Below are 24,286 nucleotides of genomic sequence, written 5' to 3'. Positions count from 1 at the left end.
TGATTCCAAGCCATAGCGACGAAAAGGCAGCTGACAGATAATGATCGCGAACCGCGACAATCTGAATGAAAACAGCACCATGCGCCAGCATGGCGGCCTCTTCCTACGCGCGCTCCTTCTACTTAGATGCCCCTAGGCGTCGGCGGCCCCGTATCTGGGCGGGCACTTAGGGGATCACTCTTAAATATCTGAGAATGAAGAAAAATCCCCAGGCGCTATTCAGGACACACAAGGTGTCGGGGCAAAGTTGAAGGCATCACCAATGACCGCATCCGCTAAAGACCAAGTAGTTATTTTCGACACCACTCTGCGCGACGGAGAACAATCTCCCGGCGCGTCCATGACCTTGGAAGAAAAGCTGCAAGTCGCTGAATTACTTGACACAATGGGCGTCAACATCATTGAAGCAGGCTTTCCAATTGCCTCTCAGGGTGACTTTGAAGCGGTCAGCGAAATCGCCAAACGCTCAAAAAACTCCGTAATCGCAGGCCTGGCCCGTGCAATCCCGGCGGATATTGACCGCGCTGGCGAAGCAATTAAGCAGGCAAATCAAGGCCGTATCCATACATTCGTCTCCACCTCTCCAATTCATCTGCAATTCCAGATGAACAAAACAGAAGAGCAGGTTCTGGAGATCATCACTAAAACGGTGAAACAAGCACGCAACCTGATCGATGACATCGAGTGGTCCGCAATGGACGCCACCCGAACATCCATCGAGTACCTGAGCCGCTGTGTTGAAGCCGCCATCAACGCTGGTGCAACAACCATCAACCTGCCGGATACTGTTGGCTACGCAACGCCTGCTGAATATCAAGCCATGTTCGAGCAGGTCATCGCGAATGTGCCGAACTCTGATAAGGCAGTATTCTCAGCACATTGTCACAACGACTTGGGCTTGGCAGCAGCAAACTCTCTGGCTGGTGTCGCAGGCGGAGCACGTCAAATTGAGTGTACCATCAACGGTCTGGGCGAGCGCGCTGGCAACGCCGCACTGGAAGAAATCGTCATGGCCCTGCGTACACGCGGCGACGTACTGCCATATGAATGCACCATCGATCCAGCCTATCTGACCCGCGCATCTAAGCTGGTCTCTGCAGTGTCCTCCTTCCCCGTCCAGTACAACAAAGCAATCGTCGGCAAAAACGCATTTGCCCACGAAAGCGGCATTCACCAGGACGGTATGTTAAAGCACGCAGAAACCTACGAAATCATGCGTCCGGAAGATGTTGGAGTTCGTGCAACCTCTTTGGTTATGGGCAAACACTCTGGCCGTCATGCCTTCAAAGACAAGCTGTCTGAGCTGGGTTATGAGTTGGGCGACAACGCGTTGCAGGAAGCCTTCCGTCGCTTTAAAGACTTGGCAGACCGCAAGAAAAACGTTTACGACGAAGACATTGAAGCGCTGGTGGAAGACCAGATCACAATCGAAAGCGAGAACGTCAAGGTTATCGCTCTGACAGTGATTGCTGGTACTGGTGGACCTCAGAAAGCCATCCTGACCATGGACGTCAACGGCAAGCACGAAACTCGTGAAGCTACAGGCGACGGCCCGGTTGATGCCACCTTCAACGCGATCAAGGCAATTTGGCCGCATGACGCAAACATGTCCCTCTATCAGGTACATGCAGTGACAGAAGGCACGGATGCGCAAGCTGAAGTTTCCGTTCGTCTGGAAGACAACGGCAAAATCGCAACTGGTAAGGGTGCAGACACAGATACTCTGGTCGCCTCTGCCCGCGCCTACGTCTCTGCACTGAACAAACTGACAATCCGACGTCAGCGTCAGGTCAACGTGGAAGACGCGATCACCGTTTAAGTCATTCAATTTTCATGGAAAGAGCGCGGGTCGAAAGCCCCGCGCTTTTTTTTGTGCCAGTTCAGGCTGGAACAGCAAGCTTTTGACAGCTTGGGCTAAGCACCTGATAAAATTCGCAGGGCAACCCATCAACCAGTCGCGTCTCACGAAACTCAAAGCCTGCACGCTTCATGACTTTCTTGGAAGCATGATTTTCTGGATGAGCGAAGGCCAAAAGGTGAGAGTAATAGGTGTTCTCGAAGAACCACTCCACCAGCGCCTGTGCAATCTCACTGCCAAAACGTTTGTTCCAGAAGTGCTCTAATAAAGTGTAGTCCATCTCGACTTCGGCGGTTTTCTCGTAAAGAGAGAAACCAGCACGGCCAACGAACTCACCCTCATGCGTCGACAGATGCCATTGGCTGAAACCCATCAGTTCCTGAGTCTCAATAAAGCTTGCCAACCGTTTTTTCACGATCGAAACATCCCAGGCCACATTAGTGGGCTGTAAGTAACGATTGACCTCTGGATTGCTATGAAGGCTTACAAGATCTGCCAGATCATCAGAGGTAAAAGGTCGTGCCCGCAGCCGTTTCGTTTCCAGGATTGGGAGTGTCACGCTTGCTTCCTCCATTATAATCACACGCCAGCCAGCCAGAAAAACCAGCCACGTAAGACCAACAGCCTCAGGTCACATCTGGAGAGTTCTCCCTCAGATTACAACCGCCTTAATGCATGCAATATGCTTTTAAATACCATCAAAATTCAAAGCCGAATGCTTGATGGCACTTCATTATGTCTAAAAAGCGTCAGAAGTCCTGCTACATGCAATCCTTTGAAATTCAGTAGGATTTTCTCGAAGAAAGTATGCAGATAACATTTAATAAGGCAAAATTACGATCTTTAGATACCACAGATTTGCCGGATAACGCCAATTATGCGAGCCGCACAATGACTTAAGGTAAACCTAGTCTTATACAACTCATCACAATCACTTAAAATTAGTACTGGTCGGCGGAGTATACTCACACCGACCAGAGCTCTAAGGAGCCTCAGCTCCGCCGCAAATTAAATTTCTCGGAATATAGTATGGCTTGTTTGGCGGCCTCTGCCAAACGTGCGCTTCTCTTTAAAGAAACCGTAGAAAGATGTCACTCAGAAATTCATCAGTAAAACTATCTATCTGCCAATTTTAACAGGGATTTTTGCCAATCAATAAAAGCCAGCATTAAGATCCATGGGAGAACGCAGTCTTCACAGTTTCAACAAAAGCTTCAGTTTCGCTGGTCTTGAGCGGGTCAATATTCTGCCAGGTCGAAAGTTGTCCCCTGAAGAACGTGGATTGTCGCTTTGCATAGCGGCGCGTTTCAGTCTTAGCTTTCTCAACTGCCCAGTCCATGCTGGTGAGCCCCTGAGCGGCTTCAGCAAGCTGCTTCACGCCAATCGCCTTCATCACTTGCAGGTTTGGATCAAGGCCCTTGGCCCAAAGCGCGCACGCTTCCTCAACCGCTCCCTGCTCCACCATCAAATCAAACCGGCGATGAATCCGATCATGCAGGGCTTTGCGATCTGGCGACAACACCACTCTCACAGATTCATCGGTACTCAGCAAAGGAGTGCTACGCTCATTCTGCCAGACTGATAGAGACTTACCCGTCCCCTCAATAACCTCCAGAGCGCGTACAATGCGCTGCGTGTCTGATGGATGCAAACGGTCAGCCATAATCTGATCCCGCTCTCCCAGAGCGTTATGAAGCGCCCCTGCAACTGCATCCTGTGAGAACACCCGCCAATGCTGTCGCACATCCTCTGGGATGTCGGGCATCAGGGATAGTCCCTCCAGCGCGGACCTGAAGTAAAGACCAGTTCCACCAACAACAACCATCGGGCGACCCGCCAGCCGCGCGTCAGACAACAGTTCTTCAAACTCCGTCAGCCAGTTCATCACGCTGTAAGGTTGGTCACTGGGCACATGGCCGAACAAGTAGTGCGGTGCCTGCGATTCTTCTTCCACGCTTGGACGCGCGCTCAAAATGTGCAGATCAGAATAGATTTGCATGGAATCTGCATTAACAACCCACGCATTCAGCTCTTTTGCCAGTTGAATGGAAAGAGCTGTCTTGCCGCTGGCCGTCGGTCCGGCTATCAACACCGCAACAGGCCTTTTACCAGCGCCATTCACTTGCCCAGTCCGAGAGCTGCTTATGTCGTTTGTTGTCACGCTCATTTCCAATCCAGCCAAACCCGCTGTCACTGAGGATATCGTTGAGAAGGTCAGTGCCCTTCTTCCCGCGGCACCTCAGGTTAAGGTACTCAACCCTCACATCGCTGTAGACCTGACGATTGAGGGTCACGCAGAACCTGAAGAACTCGAAAGCTCTATTCGCACAAACCTTGCAAATGCACCAGTTGATGTTTTCATTCAACCCCAGAATGGCCGCAGAAAGAAACTCCTGATCGCAGATATGGATTCCACCATGATCCAGCAGGAGTGCATTGATGAGCTTGCAGCGGAACTGGGTTTGAAAGAGAGAATCTCCGAGATCACCGAGAGCGCCATGCGCGGCGAAATTGAGTTTGAACCAGCTCTGCGACAGCGTGTTGCCCTGCTTAAAGGCCTGGGCACAGAAGTCATCGGCAAGACCATCAAAAACCGCATTACGTTGACACCTGGCGGACGAGAACTCGTGCAGACCATGAAAGCCAATGGCGGATATGCCGCACTGGTATCCGGTGGTTTCACCTCGTTCACGCAGAAGATTGCCGAGGTCATCGGCTTCGATGAAAACAAGGCCAATATCCTTCTGGAAGCGGAATCTAAGCTCTCAGGTGAAGTTGCTGAACCGATCCTTGGCAAACAGGCGAAACTAGACCGCCTCAACGAGCTTACTGAGGAGAAGAACATCGCACTGGAAGACGTCATCGCAGTGGGTGATGGCGCCAATGATCTGGCCATGATCTGCGCTGCTGGTCTGGGCGTTGCCTTCCACGCAAAGCCGAAAGTGGCTGCGGAAGCTCGCGCTAAGATCAACTACGGCGACCTGACAGCCCTGCTCTACATTCAAGGTTACAGCCACGACGAATTTGCAAAGACCTAAGTTTCCTTGCCTTCAAATAAAAAAGCCGCCTCCAATCTGGAAGCGGCTTTTTTCATGTCTGATAAAAACGAGCTAGTCTTCGATACGAACTGCAACAAACCGCAGTTCGCCAGAACCGTTGGAAAGCAACAGCAACGCAGAGCGACGTTTATCAGCCTTAAGAGCTTCGATCATAGCAACCACATCTTTTGGTGCTGCAACAGGCTCCTGAGCCACTTCAACGATCACATCACCAGCGCGAACCCGTTTGTCTTCAGCAGAACTGCCTTCAGCAACGCGGGTAATCACAACGCCTTCGATTTCGTCTGACAGGGCAAAACGTTCACGCAAAGGTTCATCGATTTTGGCCAGAGACAATCCAAGCACAACGGTTTCATCTGCTTTGCTCTTTGGACTTTCCTGCTCTTCCTCAACCTTCTCAATTTCAGCCACCTCATCAAGACGTCCGAGGGTGACCTCAAGCTCGACTTCTTCACCACGGCGCAAAACCATGAGCGGAACAGTACTACCAATCGTTGTCGTAGCAACCATGCGCGGCAGATCGCGCATTTCAGGGACACTCCGACCATCAAAGCTCAGCACAACATCACCTGGCATGATGTCAGCTTCCTGTGCAGGTCCACCCTCAGTTACACCAGCAATCAAAGCACCACGCGCACTGTCCATACCCAGGCTTTCAGCAATCTCTTCAGTGACATGCTGAATACGCACACCAAGCCAGCCGCGACGGGTTTCACCAAACTCACGCAGCTGCGCAATCACACGGGTTGCAGTCTCTGCCGGAATGGCAAAACCAATGCCTATAGATCCACCTGAAGGTGAGAAAATAACAGTGTTAATCCCGACAACTTCACCATCCATGTTGAACAGTGGACCACCCGAGTTGCCTCGGTTGATGGCAGCATCAGTCTGAATAAAATTATCATAAGGACCGGAGTTGATATCGCGGTTTCGTGCAGAAACGATACCTGCTGTAACTGTACCGCCAAGACCGAACGGGTTACCGATCGCCATCACCCAGTCACCAACACGCAGCACTTCAGAACTGCCGAACTTCACTGAATCCAAGGTTGACTGAGGCTCAACCTTCAAAACAGCAAGGTCCGTCTTCTCATCAGATCCAAGCAGCTGTGCTGACAGTTTGGTACCATCATTGAAGTTAACGGTAATCTCGTCCGCACCTTCAATCACATGGTTGTTGGTAACAATGATGCCCTTTTCACCGTCAATAACAAAGCCAGAACCGAGCGATTGAACACGCTGCGGGCTTTCACCTTCAGGTTCTTGCCCGTTGAAGAATTCTTCGAAAAATTCCTGAAAAGGAGATCCCTCAGGGACATCTGGCAGTTGAAGAGACCGTTTGGCTTTCACTCTTTGCGCAGTCGAAATGTTGACCACGGCATCACCAAGCTCTTCAGCAAGGTCTGCCAGAGATTCTGGGCCGCTTGCGCGAGCACTGTCGAAGCTGCCGGTCACCGCCGCAACTCCAAGTACACTCGCAAAAACAATTGCCTTGATCGATCGTCCAAGCTCAAGGCGAGGGAAAACACCGGCCATAAGCCATCTCCTCAGATTATCAGGTGAACACAAACACTTCACCAGAACGCATACTGAAAACAAATATGCCCGCGCTTGGTTAATAAAGCGCGGGCAAAACTAACATTTATTTCTTAACTGCGTCAGGCTGAATTCTCGCAGTTGTATCATTGGCAAATCTGCGTCTATCCACTGAGGGAACGCACCAACCATACAATCAACACACCCAGCCCCATCGCAGCAACACCACCAAGACGGAGAGACTGATCAGGAATCTCCTGAGCTTTCCGCATGAATTCCTTCAAATGGCTTGGGGCTAGAGCATAAACAACTCCCTCAACAACGAGGACAAGTCCCAGAGCCACAATAAAATCATTCATTACTGTGGTGCACCAACCGCCGGAGCACTCCGCGTTCCTGCCGGATCGTTGAAGTAGCGGAAGAAGTCAGAGTCAGGAGACAGCACCAGAGACGTATCGCCACCTTCCAAAGCATTGGAATATGCCTGCATGGAACGATAGAACTCGAAGAAGCTTGGGTCTTTGCCATAAGCTTCTGCAAAAATCTGGTTGGCAGCCGCATCACCATCACCACGGATGATATCAGCATCACGCTGTGCTTCTGCAACAAGAACGGTTGCATCACGATCAGCACGAGACTTAATACGGCGAGACTGCTCTTCACCCTGTGCGCGGATTTCGGTCGCTTCACGCTGACGCTCTGTCTGCATACGACGGAAAATCGCCTGAGAGTTAGCTTCCGGCAGATCCGCACGACGGATCTTCACGTCAATCACATCAATGCCGATCGCAGCAGCGCTCTTATCAACGTCCTGACGGATCTTTTCCATCAGATCGGAACGATCATCACGCACCACTTGTACGAAGGTCGCTTTTGCCAGTTCAGAACGCAGTGAAGACTGCAGGAACGTCGCAAGACGGCGTGCACCTTCATTTACGTTGTTCACAGACTGGTAGAAGCGCACTGGGTTGGTGATACGGTAACGAGCAAACGCATCAACAGTCAGACGTTTTTTGTCAGCAACAATTGCTTCCAGAGGAGGCATATTGAGATCAAGGATACGCTTATCCAGAACGATAACGTTCTGCCAAGGCAACTTGAATTTCAAACCCGGCTCAGTTTCCTGTGCTTTCACCTCACCAAACTGCAGAACAAGCGCCTGCTCAGTTGGGGTAATGATGTAAGCCGACCAGTAAAGAACCAGAGCGATAGCAGCTATAACAATGCCAAGAAGACCGCTTTTCATTAGTTGTTTCCTCCAGCACGTTTGTTCAGCTGGTCAAGCGGCAGATAAGGCACAACACCATTTTGCTGACCATTTCCGTCGATGATAATTTTCGGATTTTTGCTCAAGACATTTTCCATGGTCTCAAGATAGAGGCGCTGGCGAATAATATTAGGAGACTTCGCGTATTCCTCATAAATCTTGCTGAAGCGCTGTGCCTGACCGTTTGCATTCGCAATAGTCTTGTCACGATACGCTTGTGCAGCTTCAGAAACGCGAGCCGCATTACCACGAGCTTCAGGGACGATCTTGTTAGCGTAAGCTTGTGCTTCGTTCTGGATACGCTCTTGGTCAGCACGAGCTGCCTGAACATCACGGAACGCTTCAATAACCTGCGCAGGAGGATCAACCTTCTGCATCTGAACCTGAGTAACCTCGATACCAGCTTTGTAGTTATCGAGAGTTTCCTGCATCAGTTTTTGCACTGCAATCTGAATTGGGGCACGGTTTTCAGTCAGAATTGAATCAATGCGGGAGCTGCCAACAACTTCACGCATCGCGCTTTCAGCCACTGCTTTCACAGTGCCTTCTGGGTTCTGAATGTTAAACAGGTATTCCTGAACACCAGTAGGAGTATTCTGAATGCGCCACTGAACTTTGAAGTCTACGTCAACGATGTTTTCATCGCCGGTCAACATCAGGCTCTCTTCAGGCACATCACGCTGGTTGATAGAGCTGCCACGAACGAACTCTTCCATACCAACAGTCAATTCGCGAACACGCAGCACTTCTGGAGTGCGCACTTCGCCAACCGGATATGGCCAGTTGTAGTTCAGACCTGGATCGGTTTGTCCAACGACCTTACCGAATACCAGTTCCACACCAACTTCACTTGGTTCAACGCGGTAGATACCGGTAGCAAGCCAGATAACAACGGCAACGAGAATAGCGAACAAAATGCCTTTAAAACCAAGGCCGCCGCCATCACCAGGAAGAACGGATTTCAGCTGATCCTGACCCCGTTTGAGGATTTCCTCAAAATCAGGTGGATTACCGCCGCCACCGTTTCCGCCGCCACGCTGTGGGCCACCGCCGCCACCCCAAGGGCCACCACCGCCCTTGTTGCCGCCGGAGTTCCCCCAAGGGCCGCCGTTATTGCCGCCACCTCCGCTTTGATTGCTCCAAGGCATAGAGAGATCCCTTTACTAGGTATGCTGCCGGACAAACCGACAAATAGATGAGAGTTAGACTAAGCCAACTATTACTTGATTAGGGTTATAGGCAAGTTACCAGCGCCTTTCAACGAATGCAGATACGCCAAAAGGCTGCACTTTATGGAAAAACACCAAAACCCCACAGAAACCGGACATTATTGAAGAAGATAAGCCTTCTTTCGCACGTTTCAACCGACGTACAAGAGCCTACCTGTAAATTTCAGCTGTAAGAATTAGAGGCACAATCAGGCAAATTCTTGCTGTTTTGCTCAACAAAACGTAAACCAAGCCAACACACAGCGGAAACGTGCAGAGTTTTAAGCCCTCAGCTTTCAGGCGGCACCCTTAAACGCATATCAATATGCGGAATACCATCGTCCAGATAGGTCTCCGAAGTGGCGTAGAAGCCAAGCCCGCCATAGAAGTCCTTCAGATAGTCCTGTGCCTGCAGCTCCACGCGCGCATCATCATTGGTCGCTGCACAATAAGAAAGCGCAGCATTCATCAACTTACCGGCAATACCCTGCCCACGCGCATCCTTTGAGACCAACACACGGCTAATCTTGAACACATCGCCATCGTCGTATTTTTGAAAGATTCGCAGCGCCCCAAGAATATGCCCGGCATCATTCATCACGAGAATGTGTTTACTGACAGGATCGAGCCCATCGATATCTGGATATGCGCACTGCTGTTCAACAATAAACACATCGCAACGTAACTTTAGCAAAGCATAGAGCTGTTCAACGCTGAACTCGTTGAAGTCTTTAAGCTCAAGAAACTGGGACATTCCACCTCAAAAATTCCGCGGCTCACTCCCGAAAAGCAAGCCTTAAACCCTTATTTATCTTGGTGGTCAGCGTTCAAATTGCAAGTCAATTACTGCCAGAAACTAATCTTTAGGCAGATTTCACAAGCAGAAACAGAAGGAAAGACCCAAAGCACCGATCCCCTTAACCTCTCGTTAATGAAGAGCGGCGGGGATGCAAATGCGGGCAATAAAGCCAAAACACCTCATGAACAGCTTGCAGCGCAGGTTCCTGCCTTCGTCCTCCTATCAATCGGAGTGGGACGAAGAAACGATACCCAATTGGTTTCATAGCGAGCTGACCGATCTTCATAGCCAGAAGATTGAAAAGCAGGCAAAATTGTATTCAACCCTGCCTCTCTCTTGCGCTCAGGCTTTGCAAACCCACGGCATCTGGATCAAACATGATGTGTTGCCGCGGGAGTTTTTTCGGAGGCTCAAATTTGAAGCCTTTGACTATTTTGTCGGCCAGAGAGATCGGAATAAGCGGCTTCTCTCCAACTGGCATAACGCACAAAGCTTCACACTGCCGTTGAACTATACGCACCTTCTCAGGCAGCCCTTTTTGCAATCTGCCATCACAGACGAGCTTATTCCGCCACCGCTACAGTTCGCAGCAGGCAGAAAAGCCAAGCCTGCGTACCATATCGAGGCAATGGCACAATGCACGCCGTCCTTCCGCTTTGAAACGGAAGGCAGCAACACACCACCTTTTGAAATTGAGCACGATGCATTCTCGCCCGGCGCAATTGCATTGCTTTTTCTGGAAAAAATCACACCAGAAGACGGCGCAATGTTTTACATCCCCGGCTCACATCGTATGACAGAACAACGTATTTTCTGGGAGTACCAGCGCCATCTTGACTATACAGAGATGGAAGAAGAGGCCGATGAGCCCATCACAGGGCTGAGTGATCTGCAAGAACTGGATCTGCCACCTCTCCTACCTTTAAAGGTAGAGGCAAACACACTGCTGATTATGGACCGCTCAGGTTTCCATGGCCGTTTGCCAAGCACCAACAACGCGCACAATGCCCATACAGCTCACCGCCTTGCTTTGCGCGCAGACCTCACAACAAAGTCATCAACGCGCAACAACTAATCAGCCTGCATCAAAGCTTGCGGCGATAAATTTCCAGAGAGGAATCAGCTGAGTCTTTTTCTCCACGATCAAACGGCGTGCGTTCAGCAAGCTCCCATTCTCCCTCATAGATATCCGGGAATTTCGTGTCACCGTCTGGCTGCGCATGAATACGGGTAATATAGAGAGTAGAAGCCTTAGGCATCGCTTCTTTATAGATCTGCCCCCCACCCACAATCATGATCTCATCGACGCCATCATTCTCAGCAATGTCATTTGCGAGCGTGAGTGCATCACCAAGACTGCTGACCACTTCAACACCTTCATAAGCGTAGTTCGGATCACGTGTGATAACGACATTTTTGCGGTTTGGAAGAGGCTTGCCAAGCGTCGTGCAAATACTCTCAAAGGTCCGACGCCCCATGATCACGGGCTTACCTGTTGTCGTCTTGCGAAAGAACTTCAGATCGGTAGAAACAGACCATGGCATGTCATTGTTTGCGCCAATCACACCATTTTCAGCCACAGCTGAGATCATCGAAATTTGCTTCATCCTATCCTCAATCGGCAAGAGACAAGTCGTACTCAGTTGATGAGAGCATCAAGCTCCCATCTAAACCAGTTCAGGCAGCAGGAAAGAACCTACGGCCTCACATTCCAACTAAGCATTAACGGCAGGCCTTCGTCTGTAACATCGAACACACCATAGGCCGCTGTCTTCAGTTTCAAATCAGCACCAGCACCTTGATCAGCCAGTGCTTTCAATGCAAAGCGTGCAATCCCGTTACTGGTCACTACAAGAAGGGTCTTACCTGGGAACTTCTTGGGAGCAGATGCAAAGAACTCCTGCCAGCGTCCAATCACAGCGTGCGGGTCAATGTGCCAGCCATTCGGCGGCACACCTTCTTCTTCCCATGCACGAAGAGCCTCGTCACCAATCCGGGCCAGAACCTCTTCCTCGGGTTTATTTTCATCCGGGCCGTAATCGATCTCCACCAAAAACGGCAGAACCTTCAAATCAACCTCTTCAGCCTGCGTTTTCAGTGCAATCTGCGCTGTTTGCTTCGTTCTCTGCAGCGGAGAGCAAAACGCCATATCAAAGCTCACACCCTGATCAGCAAAGTGCTCAGAGAGCTTCTCAGCCTGACCCAGACCAGAAACACTGAGAGGCAAGTCTGTACGGCCACCAACACGAGTGACAACATCGCCCTTATCAAAAGTGTTGCCGTGTCTAAGAATGTAAACGCGCGTCAAAGGCCAGTCTCCAAATGATCAAACGGGTCGCCAAATTTAGCAATCAATTGTGCAGCAAGCTCCGCATCGCTTGGCGTATCCACACCAGACATGGAAAGTTTAGGCGGCTGCACTTCTTCCGCATGAACAACCATACCGTTTTCCAGAAAACGAAGCTGTTCAAGCCCTTCCATCTGCTCGTAGTACCCAAGCCCAAGCTCGTTGAAGCGCTCAAGAGCGTCAACGCGGTAGCCATAAAGCCCGATATGGCGGAAGACAGGAGAAAGCTTGTCGCTCTCCCGCAGTTTCTCTTCTTTACGAATGGCCGGAAGAATATTCTTGGAGAACCACAGAGCCGTTCCCTCATCCCTGCGCACACAAGTTGTGCCGGAAAACGGATGAGCCTTCTTGTGCTCACGGAGCTCGTCCAACCCGTTCCAGTCCAGCCGAATAACAGGCGTGAACACATCCGCATCAGGACGCATTGCAGCAGCCTGAATCAACGCAGAAACATGCTCAGGCGGTGTAAACGGCGCATCACCCTGCAGGTTTAAAACGAACTCAGGATGCGTGCCATGCACTCTGGAAGCAGCAAGCGCCCGGTCCGTACCCGATGGATGCTCCGGATCAGTCATCACAAAGGGCGCACCGATATGGCGGCAATGCTCGGCAACCTCTTCATGGTCCACCGCGACCACATAGTCAGAACCAGTTTGCTTCGCCGCAACACGAGCAACCTGCACAACACGCTCCAGCAAGCTGCGGCCACTGATTGGGTGCAGCGGCTTGCGCGGAAAACGAGTTGATCCAATACGCGCCGGAACGCAAATAAGGGTTCGCATGGGAACTCCTTTTAAAAAACCAAAGACAACTAGACCGCAACAACACCTTTGATGTGTGGATGCGGGTCATAACCTTCCAAAGCAAAGTCCTCGTAGCAGAACCCGAAGATATCCTTCACTTCTGGATTGATATGCATAACAGGCAAGGCGCGCAGCTCTCTGGAAAGCTGAAGCTCAGCCTGCTCCATATGATTTGAATAAAGATGCGCATCACCAAGCGTATGAACAAAATCACCAGGTTCCAGATCGCAAACCTGTGCAATCATCATGGTCAGCAATGCATAAGAAGCGATGTTGAACGGAACACCCAGGAACACATCTGCAGAACGTTGGTAAAGCTGACAGGAAAGCTTGCCGTTTGCCACGTAAAACTGGAACAGCGAATGACAAGGCGGCAACGCCATATCGTCAACAAGTGCAGGATTCCAGGCAGAAACAATCAACCGGCGGCTATCCGGGTTCGTTTTGATCTGCTGCACCACATTGGCAATCTGGTCGATAGAGCCACCGTCAGGCTTGGGCCAGGAGCGCCACTGATAACCATAGACTGGCCCCAGGTCACCATTCTCATCTGCCCACTCATCCCAAATGCGCACCTTATTGTCTTTAAGGTACTTGATGTTGGTATCACCCGCCAAAAACCAGAGCAGCTCATAAATGATAGATCTCAGGTGCAATTTCTTGGTCGTAACAACCGGAAAGCCCTTGGACAGATCAAACCGCATCTGATGACCAAAGACAGACTTGGTGCCTGTCCCAGTGCGATCTTCCTTGACCACACCTTCATCCATGATACGGCGCATCAGCTCTAGATATTGCTGCACGAAGGATCATCTCCTGTTTTACGATTCGAGTCGCGCACAGTATAGCCAATCTACCGAAAATCGCCTCTGTGCCATCTTGCATACGGGGTCTTACCCCAAGCTTCCGTCGATAAAAAGACCGGGAAAATAGCTTGAGTGCTTCCGCCTTAGGCAAATCCCCGCAAAAGCGTCATTTACAAATCTTCAACACCACCACTTGTTCAAATTGGCCTGTGAATATGCCGCTTTGTCAACAGGTTCTCTTAGCCTTGCAACAGTAACCGATAGCTTTTGCCCTTCCATTTGCCAGTGCGTGCACCTATATTCCCCCTGCCAGTTCGCTGGCTACGGCAATAAATTGCGAGCGCAATAAACCATTCGGACCCGGGGGCGGTACCCGGCGCCTCCACCAAAGCCCGTTGTACTCCAGCGGTCTTCGGGGGGGCGAAACAGGATCGACGAGGGCGTAAAGGCTTTGTTTTTGCTCGGCATGGTACCACCGTTATCGGACCAAAATGATAGTTGCAAATGACAACTACGCTATGGACAACGCTGTAGCTGCGTAATGCAGTTCCGGTAGTCCACTAAGTCCCGTTGGTTAGCACCTTCAGGCGGGGTTCGGAGGCACCTGGCAACAGAAGCCTCCACTTTAGTGTTAAAAGGCTCTTTCCTTATTCTATGCCTATTCAAGGTATAGAAATAAAAGACAGGCCTTTTTGTCGCCTCTACGCTATAGTTAGGCCGAATAAGAACGCAAAGGATGAGCGGTGCCGGACATGGCTGAAGATTTAATCCGCTATGACATCATCATTCAGGACGCGTTGAGAAACGCAGTCCGAAAGATATTGGTTGAGGTCAACCGGGCAGGACTTCCCGGAGAGCACCATTTTTACATTGCCTTTGAAACCACGGCCCCTGGCGTCAAGATTTCAAACCGCTTAAGGGAACGTTACCCGAAAGAAATGACGATCGTGCTGCAGCACCAGTTCTGGGACCTGCAGATCACTGAGCACGCTTTCGAGGTTGGTTTGTCCTTTGGTGGTGTTCCGGAGCATTTGTATGTTCCGTTCTCTGCAATCAAGGGTTTCTTCGACCCGTCTGTCCAGTTTGCTCTTGAGTTTGAGCCTGGCAAGACCGGTGAAGAACTGCCTGCAGAATTCCGCATTGCGGAACGTGATCTGGACTCTGTAGAAGAGTTCCATGCACGTCTGGAATCGGCTGTCGAACAGGACGAAAAAGAAGAAGCTAACGCAGCTGCTTCCGAAACAGAAGAGACAGCTTCAGACTCTGAGGACGAGAAAGAGAAAACTGACTCTGACGAGACTTCCAAAGATGATAACGGAAGTGCGCAGGTTGTTTCTCTGGATGCTTTCCGTAAGAAGAGCTGATCCGTCCGATCAAGATAAGAGCGGTCGGCTCATCAACGTCATGTAATGGGTGATTGTATGAGCGCGACCGTTGTTAACCTGCGTCAGGCCCGCAAACAAAAGGCCAGAGACAGCAAAGCCCAGTCCGCAGCGGAAAACCGCCGGAAGTTCGGGCGTTCAAAAGCCGAAAAATCTCAGGAAAATGCAGAAGCAGACCTGCAGACAAAGCGCTTTGAAGGTCATAAGTTGGCCTCCGTCTCTTCTTCATCACCAGCAGATAAAGAGTGAGGCATCCTTATGAGCCTCAAGAAACGCTCGATCACCCTACACGGACATAGAACCAGCATCACGCTGGAGCCGGAGTTCTGGTCTGGGCTGGAAGACTTTGCGCGAAGTCAGGGTAAAAATATTACCGCGACCATCGCCTCAATTGATGATGAGCGAAACCCGGAAAACAATCTCTCAAGCTGCATCCGCGTCGCCGTGCTCAAACACTTTCAGACCCAACTGGTCAGTTAACCTGCAGCAGGCGACCACCTGGCAGCTCAATGAATTTAGGCGCTCCCCGCTCATCAGTCTGCAAATCAGGCAGAGGTCCACGCAAAACCTGATTGTCATTGCCGGCCTCAAGCACGCCAAGATTTTTCGGAGCACCTGACTGGATGATAGGCCCAAGCAGGTCAACCTCTCCCGCTGGCACCGTCGCCTCGTTCACGCCACCAATGGTCACCGGAGCTTCCAATGCAGGTAGGCTGGATTTCGCGCGCGGTTTCGGCGGGTCAACGATTGCAACAGAGGGGCTAACGGGCTTTTTTGCAGTGGCGTCTCCGTCAAGAACAGACCGAATACGCGCACTAAAGTCCTGTACAGTGCTCTTGTTGCTCTCAACATCGGCCTTAGCTTGCGCTTCAGCCGCAGCTTTGGCTTTCGCATCTATCGCTTTCTGAGCTTCCTCAGCCCGCTTCACAGCCTCAACAGCTTTCGCCTTGCGCGCTTCTTCCTCAGCTGCCAGGCGGGCGGCACGGGCTTTCGCCTTTTTGTCTGCCTGCGCCTGTTGCCTACGTTCAGCGGCGGTGGCAGCTTCAGCTTGCCGAGCCTTTTCCGCGTCCTCAGCAGCCTTCGCTTTTTGGGCGGCTTCCTCTTCCCGCTTTTTCTTCAGCTCATCAAGCATGCGCTCTTGCTCAGCAATCTTGCGCTGCTCTTCCTCAATGCGTTTCACATTCAGTTCAATCGCACGAAGATTGAGATAGGAGAGCAAAGGCCCCGTATCCAGCTTGCGCACTGGGTTTTCCAGCGGACCAGAATACAAGATAGCGACCTGAGGCTCAGCACCCGCAACCTTTTGCGCTTCATCACGGGTCTTCATGGAAACATCGCCCGTCAGCGCCCACTTCTCCAGATCAACAAGCGCAGAGCCAAACAGCGTGGTCCCGGCAGTATCAACGGAGATGTTACGCGCCCGGATCCGCCCACTGGCAATGCCCAGGGACCCGTCAACCCGGTTGAACGATATAGAGCCCGCATCCAGATGGTCCGCAAAGGTGTTTTGAATAGCAGCCTCATCCAGCTCAAGACCTGCATCCGCAGCCTTGATCACGAGGTCAAAGGCCGCTGGGTTGATCCGGCGAATTACACCATCAGTAACGCTGAAAGTACCACCACCTGAAAGACCAGCCACAAGACCGGAAATTGTGCGTCCGCTTCCTTCAAACTCAGCAATCGCCTGCAGCTTACCTGTTGCTAAAGCGCGACCTTCATCAGTCCAGGCTAACTCTGCAAAATCAACATCATCCAGCCGGAACCTGCCAGAAAGGCTCGCCTGTCCCTGATCCCGCCGCAAATCAAAGGCACCAGAGAACTCGCCTCCTGCAAACCGGCCAGTCCCTTCATTGATAGACAGCTGATCCGAACGTAACCGAAGCTGACCACTTGCGGCGTCCAGTCGGAACTCATCACTGAACAAAGCGCGGTCGCTCTTCACATCAAGTGTCAGATCCACACCATCAGCAAGGCCTTGCCCCAGCGCCTGCGAGGACCACACAGAATCTTCCTGAAGCACACCGGCCCAAACATTGGCTCCCAGCAGCAGTTCACTCAAACTGCGCATATCAAGCTCGGACAATTTCAGCTTGCCGGATGCTTCTAAAGGTCCACCCTTCTTCAAAGTACCTTCAAGATCACCAGACAGATCCATATTAGCCAGCTGGCCTTTCAGATCTGAGAGTTTGAAGTCCCGCCCGCGGCCTTCAAACTGACCACTCAGGTTCGCTTTGAGAGGACCGGAGTAAATTGGATAAATCTTGCCAAATGCCAGTCCATAATCCGCCAGATCATCAGACTGCAACGCAACCTTGGCAGACCAGACAGCAGCAGATCGGTTCGGAACCCGTACGGTCCCATCGGAGAGGATCTTCAACCCAACAAGGTCACTTGAAAAACCAAAGGCCAGTTGATCGCGCGGACTGCCAGACAAGGAAAGACGAACCTCTCCCGGTTGCAGTTGCGTGATTGGGATAGCCTCAAACCCAAGCTGTCGAAGCACTTTGACGCCATCTTTGCCACCAAGCGTCATTTCCGCATAAAGGTCACCTTCTGCAAAGTCATCAATGCGGCCTTCAAAGGTGCCATTCAAATCCAGATCACTGACGCCAACCTCACCAAAAAGGTTCAAAGACATATCCGTCCGCCCCTTCTCAGCATAGGCAGAAAGCTCAGCTTTAAGGCTGGCAGGTGCAAGATCCGGAGCAGCTGTTTTCAGGCGCTCAATCAACGGATGGTCAGGTGCATATTCTTCCAAAACAGCAACCGCTCCAGTCAGAGACGATGCTGTCAGCGTGCCTTTGATATTCCCCTGCGGCGTCGTGCTTAGGTCATCAATGCGGCCCTTCATATCAATGTAAGCACCAGCAAAATCACGAATTTTCAGCTGCTCGATTGAAAGCGCATCCCGGCTCAGGCTCGCACTCACCGCCATGCTTTTTGCTTTCACGCCACTGGCAACAAGCTCATCGGCGTAAAGCCGTATGGACATATCAACCGCACTGGGCTTGATCTTCTTACCCGTAAACGCTTCCACATAACGCTGGATTTCATCCAGATTGACCCGGTCACTATCCATATCAACAGTGATCAACGGGCTGCGATCAAGCGGATGCTCAAATGAAATCAAGCCAACACTGCGCACATCTCCAGCATCTATCCGCAAATCAGGCAGTCGCAGAGCACCGGAACCAGCTTCAACACGGCCTCTCAACGCAACAGGAGACAGACGTTTGGAAGCATCCTTCCGCTCTCCCAACCACCAATGCGCCAGCTGATGTGGCTGACGAGAAGAAATCTCCCAGTCACCCTGATAGCCAGCAGAGCCACGCAGCTCCAGGTAACCACTGGTCTTGAAGAGGCTACGACCCGGCAACTCACCAGAGAGCTCATCAATCTTCCAGCCAGTGCCTGTCGATTCAAGTAAGGCACTCAGATTGGAAACAACAGAACCGCCGGCCACCACAACAGGCACGGTCAGATCCATATTGCCTTTCACATCCAGCAAGGGCAGAGACTGCAAGCCGCCAGCCAGTCGCGTAAGAACGGCATCAGTTGGAACCAGCGGACGCTGTGGCCCACCACCAATCATCCGGTCCAGATCAACCTGTTTAAACTGAGCAACAGCCTGAAATTCTGGCTCTGGACCAAAACGATAAATACCGCCACCTTCAGCGGTAATCGGGCGATCTTCTGAGCCAAGACGCAAAGTACTCTCAGTCAGTTCCAGCCGCTCACCGTCCAGATTAAACTTACTCTTCCCGGCCCATTCCAGCGCATCAGAGCCTTCACTAACAACAGATTGAACCTCGGCATCTCCGTAATAGGAGACCACACCGTTCTGGTGTGTCAGGAAACCATCCGTTGAGAATTGAGCTGCAACATTTGCAGGAGACACCTGCGTCTTAACCCTGATCTGACCATTGCGCTCAACACGGCCACTACCAATTTTCAGCGTGTAAGGCACACCTTCATAAAGCATCGCACCTTCCGCTTTGAAAGGCCCCTGCAAACCGCCAGCATAAAGCTCAAGGTTCGCATTGCCTGCGCGGCGTACTTCTCCCGTCCGTGCATCAGTCAGCACGACAGATCCATTTTGAACGCTCACGCCTTCCAGAATAAGCGAGGTCGGGTCAATTTCAGAAATAACGGAACGGCGGGAGTTGGTTTGCAAAACATCAAGACGGCCATCCTCATCAAGAGAAAGGTTAAGCTCCGGCTCGTTGAGTTTCATCTCAGTAACGTGCACTTCTCCGCGCAAAAGCGAAGGCAATTCAATACGGCCTTCAAATCCTTTGATCGTCATCAACGGATCTTCGACAGCACCAACACGAACGTCAGAGAGCTTCACGTAGGGAGCAGGCAGCAGCTGGACATCGGTCTCACCGAGGATCGTCACCTGATGCCCCAGAACTTTCTCACCATAGCTTTCAAACAGGGAACGATAAGCTGACCAATCGATGACCAAAGGGCCAACAAGCGCGATGACCAGCGCCAAGATCAAAGTCCCACCGACGGTGATGTAAACCGAATTCAACGTTAAGCTCCTTTACCCACTTCGAACCTCACGCCTTGCCGCGCTGTCCGCCTATGAGCTGCATGCAAACACTTGTTTGTCTATGTGAATTACAGCAGGAACAAGACGACAGCAACGACTTAAGGCAATGTTTCCGAACGGATCGAAGCAAGTGCGTATTTATGGCACTTCTTTACTCGGTATCTAAGGCAACAATCTTACCGGGGTTCATAATATTCAGCGGGTCAAGACTACGTTTGATGGCGGCCATCACAGCCACCCCTGCACCATGTTCCTTAGGCAGATATTTCATCTTGCCCTGCCCCACACCATGCTCACCAGTACAGGTTCCGCCCAGCTCAATCGCACGATAGTTCAGCCGTTCAACAAACGCCTCAGACTTGGCAATGTCCTCAGGGTCAGTCAGGTCCGTCAAAACAAGAACATGAAAGTTGCCGTCACCAACATGGCCAACTATCGGACCAATCAGACCATTTTCTTCGATGTCATCGTGTGTAGCCGTCACACAGTCGGCCAGACGAGAGATCGGCACACAGACATCTGTCGACAGTCCGGTTCGCTCAGGTGCCAGACCAAGGCCAGCCCAATAAGCGTCATGCCGCGCGGCCCAAAGCTTGTTGCGCTCTTCGGGATCGGTCGCCCATTCAAATTTTTTCAAAGAGTTTTCAGCCGCAATCTCACCAAACCGCTCAGCCTGTTCTCTCACACCAGCCTCAGAGCCGTGGAATTCCACAAGCAGCAACGGTGATTCTGGCAAATCCAGCTTTGAATAGGCGTTAACGGATTGGACGGTCAGTGTGTCTAACAGCTCCATACGGGCAACGGGTATGCCATACTGCACCGCCTCAATAACCGTGTTGCAGCAATCCGCAATGCTATCGAACGAGGCAATTCCACCTGAAATTGCTTCAGGTATACCCTTCAGCTTCAACGTAATCTCAGTGATCACCCCAAGCGTACCTTCCGAGCCAACCATCAAGCGCGTCAGGTCATATCCCGCAGACGATTTCTTGGCACGGCTTCCAGTCTTCACAATGGTCCCGTCAGGCATGACAACCGTCAGCGCCAGAACCATATCCTTCATCGTCCCATAAAGCACCGCATTGGTGCCAGAAGCCCGCGTCGCCGTCATGCCACCAATAGTGGCATCAGCGCCCGGATCAATCGGGAAAAACAAGCCAGTATCACGCAAGTAAGCATTGAGCTGCTTGCGCGTCACACCCGGCTGAACCACACAGTCCAAATCCTCGGCATGCACTGAGACAACTTCATTCATCTGAGAGAGGTCCAGCGAGATACCGCCCCCCGGTGCATTCAGATGCCCTTCCAAAGAAGAACCACTGCCAAACGGAATGATCGGCACACGCAGGTCAGCACAAAGCTTTACGATTTCAGAGACTTCCTCGGTCGACTGTACAAAGACAACAGCATCCGGCGGCTGGTTTGGTAGCCATGATGTCGTATGCCCATGCTGCTCCCGCAAGCTCATGGATGTCTGGCAACGGTCGCCAAACTTCTCATTCAAGAGCGCAATCGCTTTGTCGATCCCCTCGGCATTGCGTGTAACATTCAGCTGCATCCCCGTCAGAGACATGACAGACCTCCCTTATATTCCAGATACTTCCCCCCGGAAGCACACCTCCAAGCATATAGTCGAAACTTCGAGACACGACTCGGCATTTATTGGAATTATAGTATTCTGCGTGGTCAGCATTATTGAGCTTTTAGCAAGACGATTGCCACACAAGCCAACTGACCTGAAGAAGCTCCTTAAGTGTTTCTCAGTGCTTATCGAAAATAATGATCCAAAATCAGATGATCAGAGCATATCCTGATTGGCGTTTGCCGGGGAATCTCGTTAAAGACAATGCCAATCATTCATTGTCGTATCGCTTAATCTATTATGCCTAACCAAGCTAACCCGCTGAAAATCGCAATGCGCATAGCCTATAAATGGGTCGAACCTAACTTACGTTTGTTCATGTCATCGCGGCTCCCGCTTGTCTGGCTCCTTGCGTTGATCATTGGGGCAGCGGTGGGCGGATCTGCGATCCTGTTTCGCATTGGCATTGGGCTGGTTCAATGGTTATCGCTCGGTACCGTCTCCGAACGCATGATCAGCGCGGCAAACGCTCAACCATGGTATGTCATTGTTCTAGCACCTGTGATAGGCGGCGCAATTGTCGGCCTCCTGCTGCAAACGATCCAGAAGAAGCAACGTGCCGGTGGCGTAGCAGACGTGATTGAAGCACGGGCTCATGGTGGAACCGGCCTGCCCTTTTGGCCCGGCCTCAGCTCCGCACTCATCACAGTCATTTCACTTGGCAGTGGCGCCAGTGCTGGTCGTGAAGGCCCTATGGTTCATCTGGGCGCCACACTCGGCACATCCGTCTTCTCCAAACTGAAACTCCCGGATTCAACAATGCGTATCCTGCTCGCCGCAGGTGTCGCAAGTGCAGTCTCCGCAAGCTTTAACGCACCAATCGCAGGCGTACTGTTCGCACATGAGGTCATCCTCGGCCACTACGCAATGTCCGCCTTCGTTCCAATCGTGCTCTCATCAGCTATGGGAACGCTCGTGTCTCGCCTCTATTTTGGCGAAGCCGTGGCCTTCATCCTGCCCCACTACCAGATCAACACATACTGGGAATTCCCGGCTTTTGTGCTGCTCGGCATCATCTGCGCGATTGTTGCCATCTCGTTCCAGTTTGCATTGATCGGCTCAGACTGGCTTGCCAGAAACATCAAAATGCCAATCTGGCTCCGCCCGATCATCGGCGGCGCATTGGTTGGCTCAATCGCTGTCTTCTATCCGGAAATCATTGGCGTTGGCTACGAGGCAACAGATGGAGCGCTCAACTCAGAACTACCGCTCACATTGATGCTCTCGCTGCTCGTCGTGAAAACAGTAGCAACAGCCATCACGCTCGCCTCTCGCTTCGGCGGCGGCATCTTCTCACCCTCGCTGTATCTGGGGGCGATGACTGGTGGCGCCTTTGGTCTGATCGCGGCAAATCACCTGCCCGAAATGGCTTCCAGCCACGGCCTCTACGCTATTTTAGGCATGGGAGCGGTCGCCTCAGCCGTCCTTGGCGCACCAATTTCAACCACCATGATCGTGTTCGAGCTGACAGGTGGTTACGAGTTGTCCATTGCACTGCTGATCGCTGTCTCCGTTTCAACAGGCCTCAATCAGGCAATCCATGGCCGTTCCTACTTCCATTGGCAGCTGGAAATGCGCGGTGTCATGTTGCAAGATGGTGCCCACAAATGGCTCGTCCGCATCGTTCATGTTGAAGATTTCGCAGATCCGCCAAGGCCGGACTCCGATACCACCTTCGACCCAGAGTCAGAAGAACCGTTCCTTGCACCGCTCGACACGCTCGAAAAAGCGCTCAGGACCTTCGATGATGCAGGCAAATCTACCCTGCCCGTCATAGACCCCAAGAACCCAGCGGAAGTTATTGGTTACGCAAGTCACGTGAAGGCTCTGCGTTACTTCAATTCAGCTCTCATTCAGGCGAATGTTGAGGAGCACCGCTAGCCAAACCCCAGATAATCTCCATTGACCCATCCGTAAAAAACAGCAATCTCATTCAAGACATCCTTGTCTTCGCTGGATAAATTGGGTCTATGAAGCCGGTTACTCAAAAAATTGCCTTAGAAGCAACTCCGCTCAATTCGGGAGAGAACGCACAATTCTGGTGTGCGCCTCGCTTTGATGGGTTGGAATGTCTTGCGGCAAGTTTCAGAACCCATGTTTACGAACCTCACACCCACGACACGTTCGTTGTTGGTGGCATTCTCTCTGGCTGTCAGTGCTACTGGCAACGCGGACAGCAGATATTCGCAGGTCCCGGAGATCTGGTCTTCGTCAATCCATTCGAGCTTCACGACGGTATACCGGAGGGCTACGGCTACACCTACCGGATGACCTACCCCAGCATCTCTCTGTTGCAGAAGATCGCTGAGGATCTGACGGACAAACCACAAAGCGGAACACCGTTTTTCCCGGAGGCCTGTGTCCATGACCCGGAGCTCTGTCAGGAATTCGTTGAAGCGCACAAGTCCATACAGAACCGTTCCATTGATCTGGAAGCCGAAGAACCGCTCTATATGATCTTCGCCAAGATGCTCGCAAAGCACGGCAGCTTCACTGACAACATCACAGGATCAAAAGATCCCGTAGCAATCAAACGAGCGCGAGAGTATCTGGAAGAAAGTTTCATGGGCAGCGTTCACCTGGATGATCTGGTGAACATCTCGGGCCGGTCAAAGTACCACCTCATCCGCTCCTTTAAAAAAGCGACAGGACAAACACCGCACGCCTACCTGACCGATGTGCGGGTACGAAATGCCAGACGCCTGCTCGTGCGTGGAACCTCTCCAAGCGAGACGGCATCACTCTGCGGCTTTGCGGATCAGGCCCACCTCACGCGGCAGTTCAAATCCCGCGTAGGCACCACGCCAGCAGCTTTCCAGCGATCTGTGATTTCCATTTAATCACAGCGGCATACAAGAAGCGCAATTTCATTCAAGACGACATCGGCCTCTCTGACTTAAAAGCACTCCATGCTCTGGAGCGCGTTCCGTTTAATTGAATTCAATCAAACGACAAGAATTCGCTGAAAGTAAAGAAATTAGAGCGTGAGGCGTGAATGCAAATGAGCGCAACAGGCTCTAG

The 24,286-nt window shown here is 51.6% G+C and carries 21 protein-coding genes and 1 other RNA gene; 9 read left to right on the top strand and 13 right to left on the bottom strand.

Annotated features, from left to right (window positions below; translation table 11 throughout):
• Positions 1–262 precede the first annotated feature (262 nt).
• Complete coding sequence (locus DHN43_RS07355; RefSeq protein ID WP_108818197.1) at positions 263–1,819, top strand: 2-isopropylmalate synthase; 1,557 nt, start codon at positions 263–265, stop codon at positions 1,817–1,819.
• A gap of 61 nt (positions 1,820–1,880) precedes the next feature.
• Here the strand turns inward: DHN43_RS07355 and DHN43_RS07350 are convergent, their stop codons facing one another.
• Together DHN43_RS07350 and miaA are read right to left on the bottom strand one after the other, a co-directional pair.
• The gene (locus tag DHN43_RS07350; RefSeq protein WP_208980682.1) at positions 1,881–2,417 is read right to left on the bottom strand and encodes a GNAT family N-acetyltransferase; all 537 of its coding nucleotides are present in this window, start codon (positions 2,415–2,417) and stop codon (positions 1,881–1,883) included.
• 609 nt (positions 2,418–3,026) lie between these two features.
• Complete coding sequence (gene miaA / locus DHN43_RS07345; RefSeq protein ID WP_306418669.1) at positions 3,027–4,019, bottom strand: tRNA (adenosine(37)-N6)-dimethylallyltransferase MiaA; 993 nt, start codon at positions 4,017–4,019, stop codon at positions 3,027–3,029.
• On the opposite strand from miaA, the gene serB reads away from it, so the two are divergent.
• Positions 4,003–4,896 (top strand): phosphoserine phosphatase SerB, encoded by an 894-nt coding sequence (gene serB, locus DHN43_RS07340; protein WP_108818433.1) that lies wholly within the window; start codon positions 4,003–4,005, stop codon positions 4,894–4,896. The genes miaA and serB overlap by 17 nt on opposite strands.
• Before the next feature lie 72 nt (positions 4,897–4,968).
• On the opposite strand, the gene DHN43_RS07335 is transcribed toward serB, so the two are convergent.
• The 5 genes from DHN43_RS07335 to DHN43_RS07315 all read right to left on the bottom strand — a co-directional run bounded on the left by DHN43_RS07335 (position 4,969) and on the right by DHN43_RS07315 (position 9,682).
• A complete protein-coding gene (locus tag DHN43_RS07335; protein ID WP_063293875.1) occupies positions 4,969–6,453 on the bottom strand; it encodes a Do family serine endopeptidase in 1,485 nt (494 codons plus the stop codon).
• A 164-nt stretch (positions 6,454–6,617) separates the two neighbouring features.
• Positions 6,618–6,812 carry a DUF2065 domain-containing protein gene (locus DHN43_RS07330; protein ID WP_108818196.1) on the bottom strand — a complete coding sequence of 65 codons (195 nt, stop codon included), beginning with the start codon at positions 6,810–6,812 and terminating at the stop codon, positions 6,618–6,620.
• Entirely contained in the window at positions 6,812–7,699 is an 888-nt protein-coding gene (hflC, locus tag DHN43_RS07325) for a protease modulator HflC (RefSeq protein WP_108818195.1), read from the bottom strand. The genes DHN43_RS07330 and hflC overlap by 1 nt, the downstream gene beginning before the upstream one ends.
• On the bottom strand, positions 7,699–8,868 hold the full coding sequence (hflK, locus tag DHN43_RS07320) for an FtsH protease activity modulator HflK (protein ID WP_057465755.1): 1,170 nt from the start codon (positions 8,866–8,868) through the stop codon (positions 7,699–7,701). Before hflK ends, hflC begins: the two co-directional genes overlap by 1 nt.
• Positions 8,869–9,217: 349 nt before the next feature.
• Entirely contained in the window at positions 9,218–9,682 is a 465-nt protein-coding gene (locus DHN43_RS07315; protein WP_108818194.1) for a GNAT family N-acetyltransferase, read from the bottom strand.
• Positions 9,683–9,881: 199 nt separating this feature from the next.
• Between DHN43_RS07315 and DHN43_RS07310 the strand changes: the two genes are divergently transcribed.
• Complete coding sequence (locus DHN43_RS07310) at positions 9,882–10,802, top strand: phytanoyl-CoA dioxygenase family protein (protein ID WP_208982003.1); 921 nt, start codon at positions 9,882–9,884, stop codon at positions 10,800–10,802.
• 10 nt (positions 10,803–10,812) lie between these two features.
• Here the strand turns inward: DHN43_RS07310 and DHN43_RS07305 are convergent, their stop codons facing one another.
• The 4 genes from DHN43_RS07305 to DHN43_RS07290 all read right to left on the bottom strand — a co-directional run bounded on the left by DHN43_RS07305 (position 10,813) and on the right by DHN43_RS07290 (position 13,680).
• Entirely contained in the window at positions 10,813–11,334 is a 522-nt protein-coding gene (locus DHN43_RS07305; protein ID WP_057465752.1) for a dihydrofolate reductase, read from the bottom strand.
• Positions 11,335–11,423: 89 nt separating this feature from the next.
• Positions 11,424–12,035: a histidine phosphatase family protein gene (locus tag DHN43_RS07300; protein WP_063307988.1), complete on the bottom strand. Its 612-nt coding sequence runs from the start codon at positions 12,033–12,035 to the stop codon at positions 11,424–11,426.
• Entirely contained in the window at positions 12,032–12,856 is an 825-nt protein-coding gene (locus tag DHN43_RS07295) for a 3-deoxy-manno-octulosonate cytidylyltransferase (RefSeq protein WP_108818193.1), read from the bottom strand. Before DHN43_RS07295 ends, DHN43_RS07300 begins: the two co-directional genes overlap by 4 nt.
• A 29-nt stretch (positions 12,857–12,885) precedes the next feature.
• Positions 12,886–13,680, bottom strand: a complete 795-nt coding sequence (locus DHN43_RS07290; RefSeq protein ID WP_108818192.1) for a thymidylate synthase — start codon at positions 13,678–13,680, stop codon at positions 12,886–12,888.
• 272 nt (positions 13,681–13,952) lie between these two features.
• Here DHN43_RS07290 and ssrA point away from each other — a divergent pair.
• The 4 genes from ssrA (at position 13,953) to DHN43_RS07270 (ending at position 15,545) form a co-directional block, all read left to right on the top strand.
• Positions 13,953–14,308: a transfer-messenger RNA gene (ssrA, locus tag DHN43_RS07285) on the top strand.
• Between the two features lie 127 nt (positions 14,309–14,435).
• Positions 14,436–15,047, top strand: coding sequence for an SspB family protein (locus DHN43_RS07280; protein WP_063307991.1), 612 nt, complete (start codon positions 14,436–14,438; stop codon positions 15,045–15,047).
• A gap of 57 nt (positions 15,048–15,104) precedes the next feature.
• Positions 15,105–15,314 (top strand): DUF4169 family protein, encoded by a 210-nt coding sequence (locus DHN43_RS07275; RefSeq protein ID WP_063290143.1) that lies wholly within the window; start codon positions 15,105–15,107, stop codon positions 15,312–15,314.
• A gap of 9 nt (positions 15,315–15,323) precedes the next feature.
• Complete coding sequence (locus DHN43_RS07270) at positions 15,324–15,545, top strand: ribbon-helix-helix domain-containing protein (protein WP_063289922.1); 222 nt, start codon at positions 15,324–15,326, stop codon at positions 15,543–15,545.
• Here the strand turns inward: DHN43_RS07270 and DHN43_RS07265 are convergent.
• Together DHN43_RS07265 and DHN43_RS07260 are read right to left on the bottom strand one after the other, a co-directional pair.
• Complete coding sequence (locus DHN43_RS07265; protein WP_108818191.1) at positions 15,538–19,602, bottom strand: AsmA family protein; 4,065 nt, start codon at positions 19,600–19,602, stop codon at positions 15,538–15,540. The two genes, DHN43_RS07270 and DHN43_RS07265, sit on opposite strands and share 8 nt — an antisense overlap.
• 172 nt (positions 19,603–19,774) lie before the next feature.
• Complete coding sequence (locus DHN43_RS07260; RefSeq protein ID WP_108818190.1) at positions 19,775–21,196, bottom strand: FAD-binding oxidoreductase; 1,422 nt, start codon at positions 21,194–21,196, stop codon at positions 19,775–19,777.
• Between the two features lie 309 nt (positions 21,197–21,505).
• Here DHN43_RS07260 and DHN43_RS07250 point away from each other — a divergent pair, with 309 nt between their 5' ends.
• Positions 21,506–23,146 (top strand): chloride channel protein, encoded by a 1,641-nt coding sequence (locus DHN43_RS07250; RefSeq protein ID WP_057465743.1) that lies wholly within the window; start codon positions 21,506–21,508, stop codon positions 23,144–23,146.
• A gap of 89 nt (positions 23,147–23,235) precedes the next feature.
• Positions 23,236–24,105 (top strand): AraC family transcriptional regulator, encoded by an 870-nt coding sequence (locus DHN43_RS07245; protein ID WP_057465742.1) that lies wholly within the window; start codon positions 23,236–23,238, stop codon positions 24,103–24,105.
• Positions 24,106–24,286: the final 181 nt, after the last annotated feature.

It is taken from the genome of Pseudovibrio sp. Alg231-02 (assembly GCF_900143565.1).
In the GTDB taxonomy this organism is placed as follows: Bacteria; Pseudomonadota; Alphaproteobacteria; order Rhizobiales; family Stappiaceae; genus Pseudovibrio.
Note: the sequence above shows the minus strand (reverse complement) of the source record. Positions and strands in the feature narration are given on the sequence as shown.

What these genes read in the sequence shown, in the direction of transcription:
- DHN43_RS07355 (WP_108818197.1), top strand. Translation starts at nt 263, where the DNA reads ATGACCGCATCCGCTAAAGACCAAGTAGTTATTTTCGACACCACTCTG.
- serB (WP_108818433.1), top strand. Translation starts at nt 4,003, where the DNA reads ATGTCGTTTGTTGTCACGCTCATTTCCAATCCAGCCAAACCCGCTGTC.
- DHN43_RS07335 (WP_063293875.1), bottom strand. Translation starts at nt 6,453, where the DNA reads ATGGCCGGTGTTTTCCCTCGCCTTGAGCTTGGACGATCGATCAAGGCA.
- DHN43_RS07330 (WP_108818196.1), bottom strand. Translation starts at nt 6,812, where the DNA reads ATGAATGATTTTATTGTGGCTCTGGGACTTGTCCTCGTTGTTGAGGGA.
- hflC (WP_108818195.1), bottom strand. Translation starts at nt 7,699, where the DNA reads ATGAAAAGCGGTCTTCTTGGCATTGTTATAGCTGCTATCGCTCTGGTT.
- hflK (WP_057465755.1), bottom strand. Translation starts at nt 8,868, where the DNA reads ATGCCTTGGAGCAATCAAAGCGGAGGTGGCGGCAATAACGGCGGCCCT.
- DHN43_RS07315 (WP_108818194.1), bottom strand. Translation starts at nt 9,682, where the DNA reads ATGTCCCAGTTTCTTGAGCTTAAAGACTTCAACGAGTTCAGCGTTGAA.
- DHN43_RS07310 (WP_208982003.1), top strand. Translation starts at nt 9,882, where the DNA reads ATGCGGGCAATAAAGCCAAAACACCTCATGAACAGCTTGCAGCGCAGG.
- DHN43_RS07305 (WP_057465752.1), bottom strand. Translation starts at nt 11,334, where the DNA reads ATGAAGCAAATTTCGATGATCTCAGCTGTGGCTGAAAATGGTGTGATT.
- DHN43_RS07295 (WP_108818193.1), bottom strand. Translation starts at nt 12,856, where the DNA reads ATGCGAACCCTTATTTGCGTTCCGGCGCGTATTGGATCAACTCGTTTT.
- DHN43_RS07280 (WP_063307991.1), top strand. Translation starts at nt 14,436, where the DNA reads ATGGCTGAAGATTTAATCCGCTATGACATCATCATTCAGGACGCGTTG.
- DHN43_RS07275 (WP_063290143.1), top strand. Translation starts at nt 15,105, where the DNA reads ATGAGCGCGACCGTTGTTAACCTGCGTCAGGCCCGCAAACAAAAGGCC.
- DHN43_RS07270 (WP_063289922.1), top strand. Translation starts at nt 15,324, where the DNA reads ATGAGCCTCAAGAAACGCTCGATCACCCTACACGGACATAGAACCAGC.
- DHN43_RS07260 (WP_108818190.1), bottom strand. Translation starts at nt 21,196, where the DNA reads ATGTCTCTGACGGGGATGCAGCTGAATGTTACACGCAATGCCGAGGGG.
- DHN43_RS07250 (WP_057465743.1), top strand. Translation starts at nt 21,506, where the DNA reads ATGCCTAACCAAGCTAACCCGCTGAAAATCGCAATGCGCATAGCCTAT.
- DHN43_RS07245 (WP_057465742.1), top strand. Translation starts at nt 23,236, where the DNA reads ATGAAGCCGGTTACTCAAAAAATTGCCTTAGAAGCAACTCCGCTCAAT.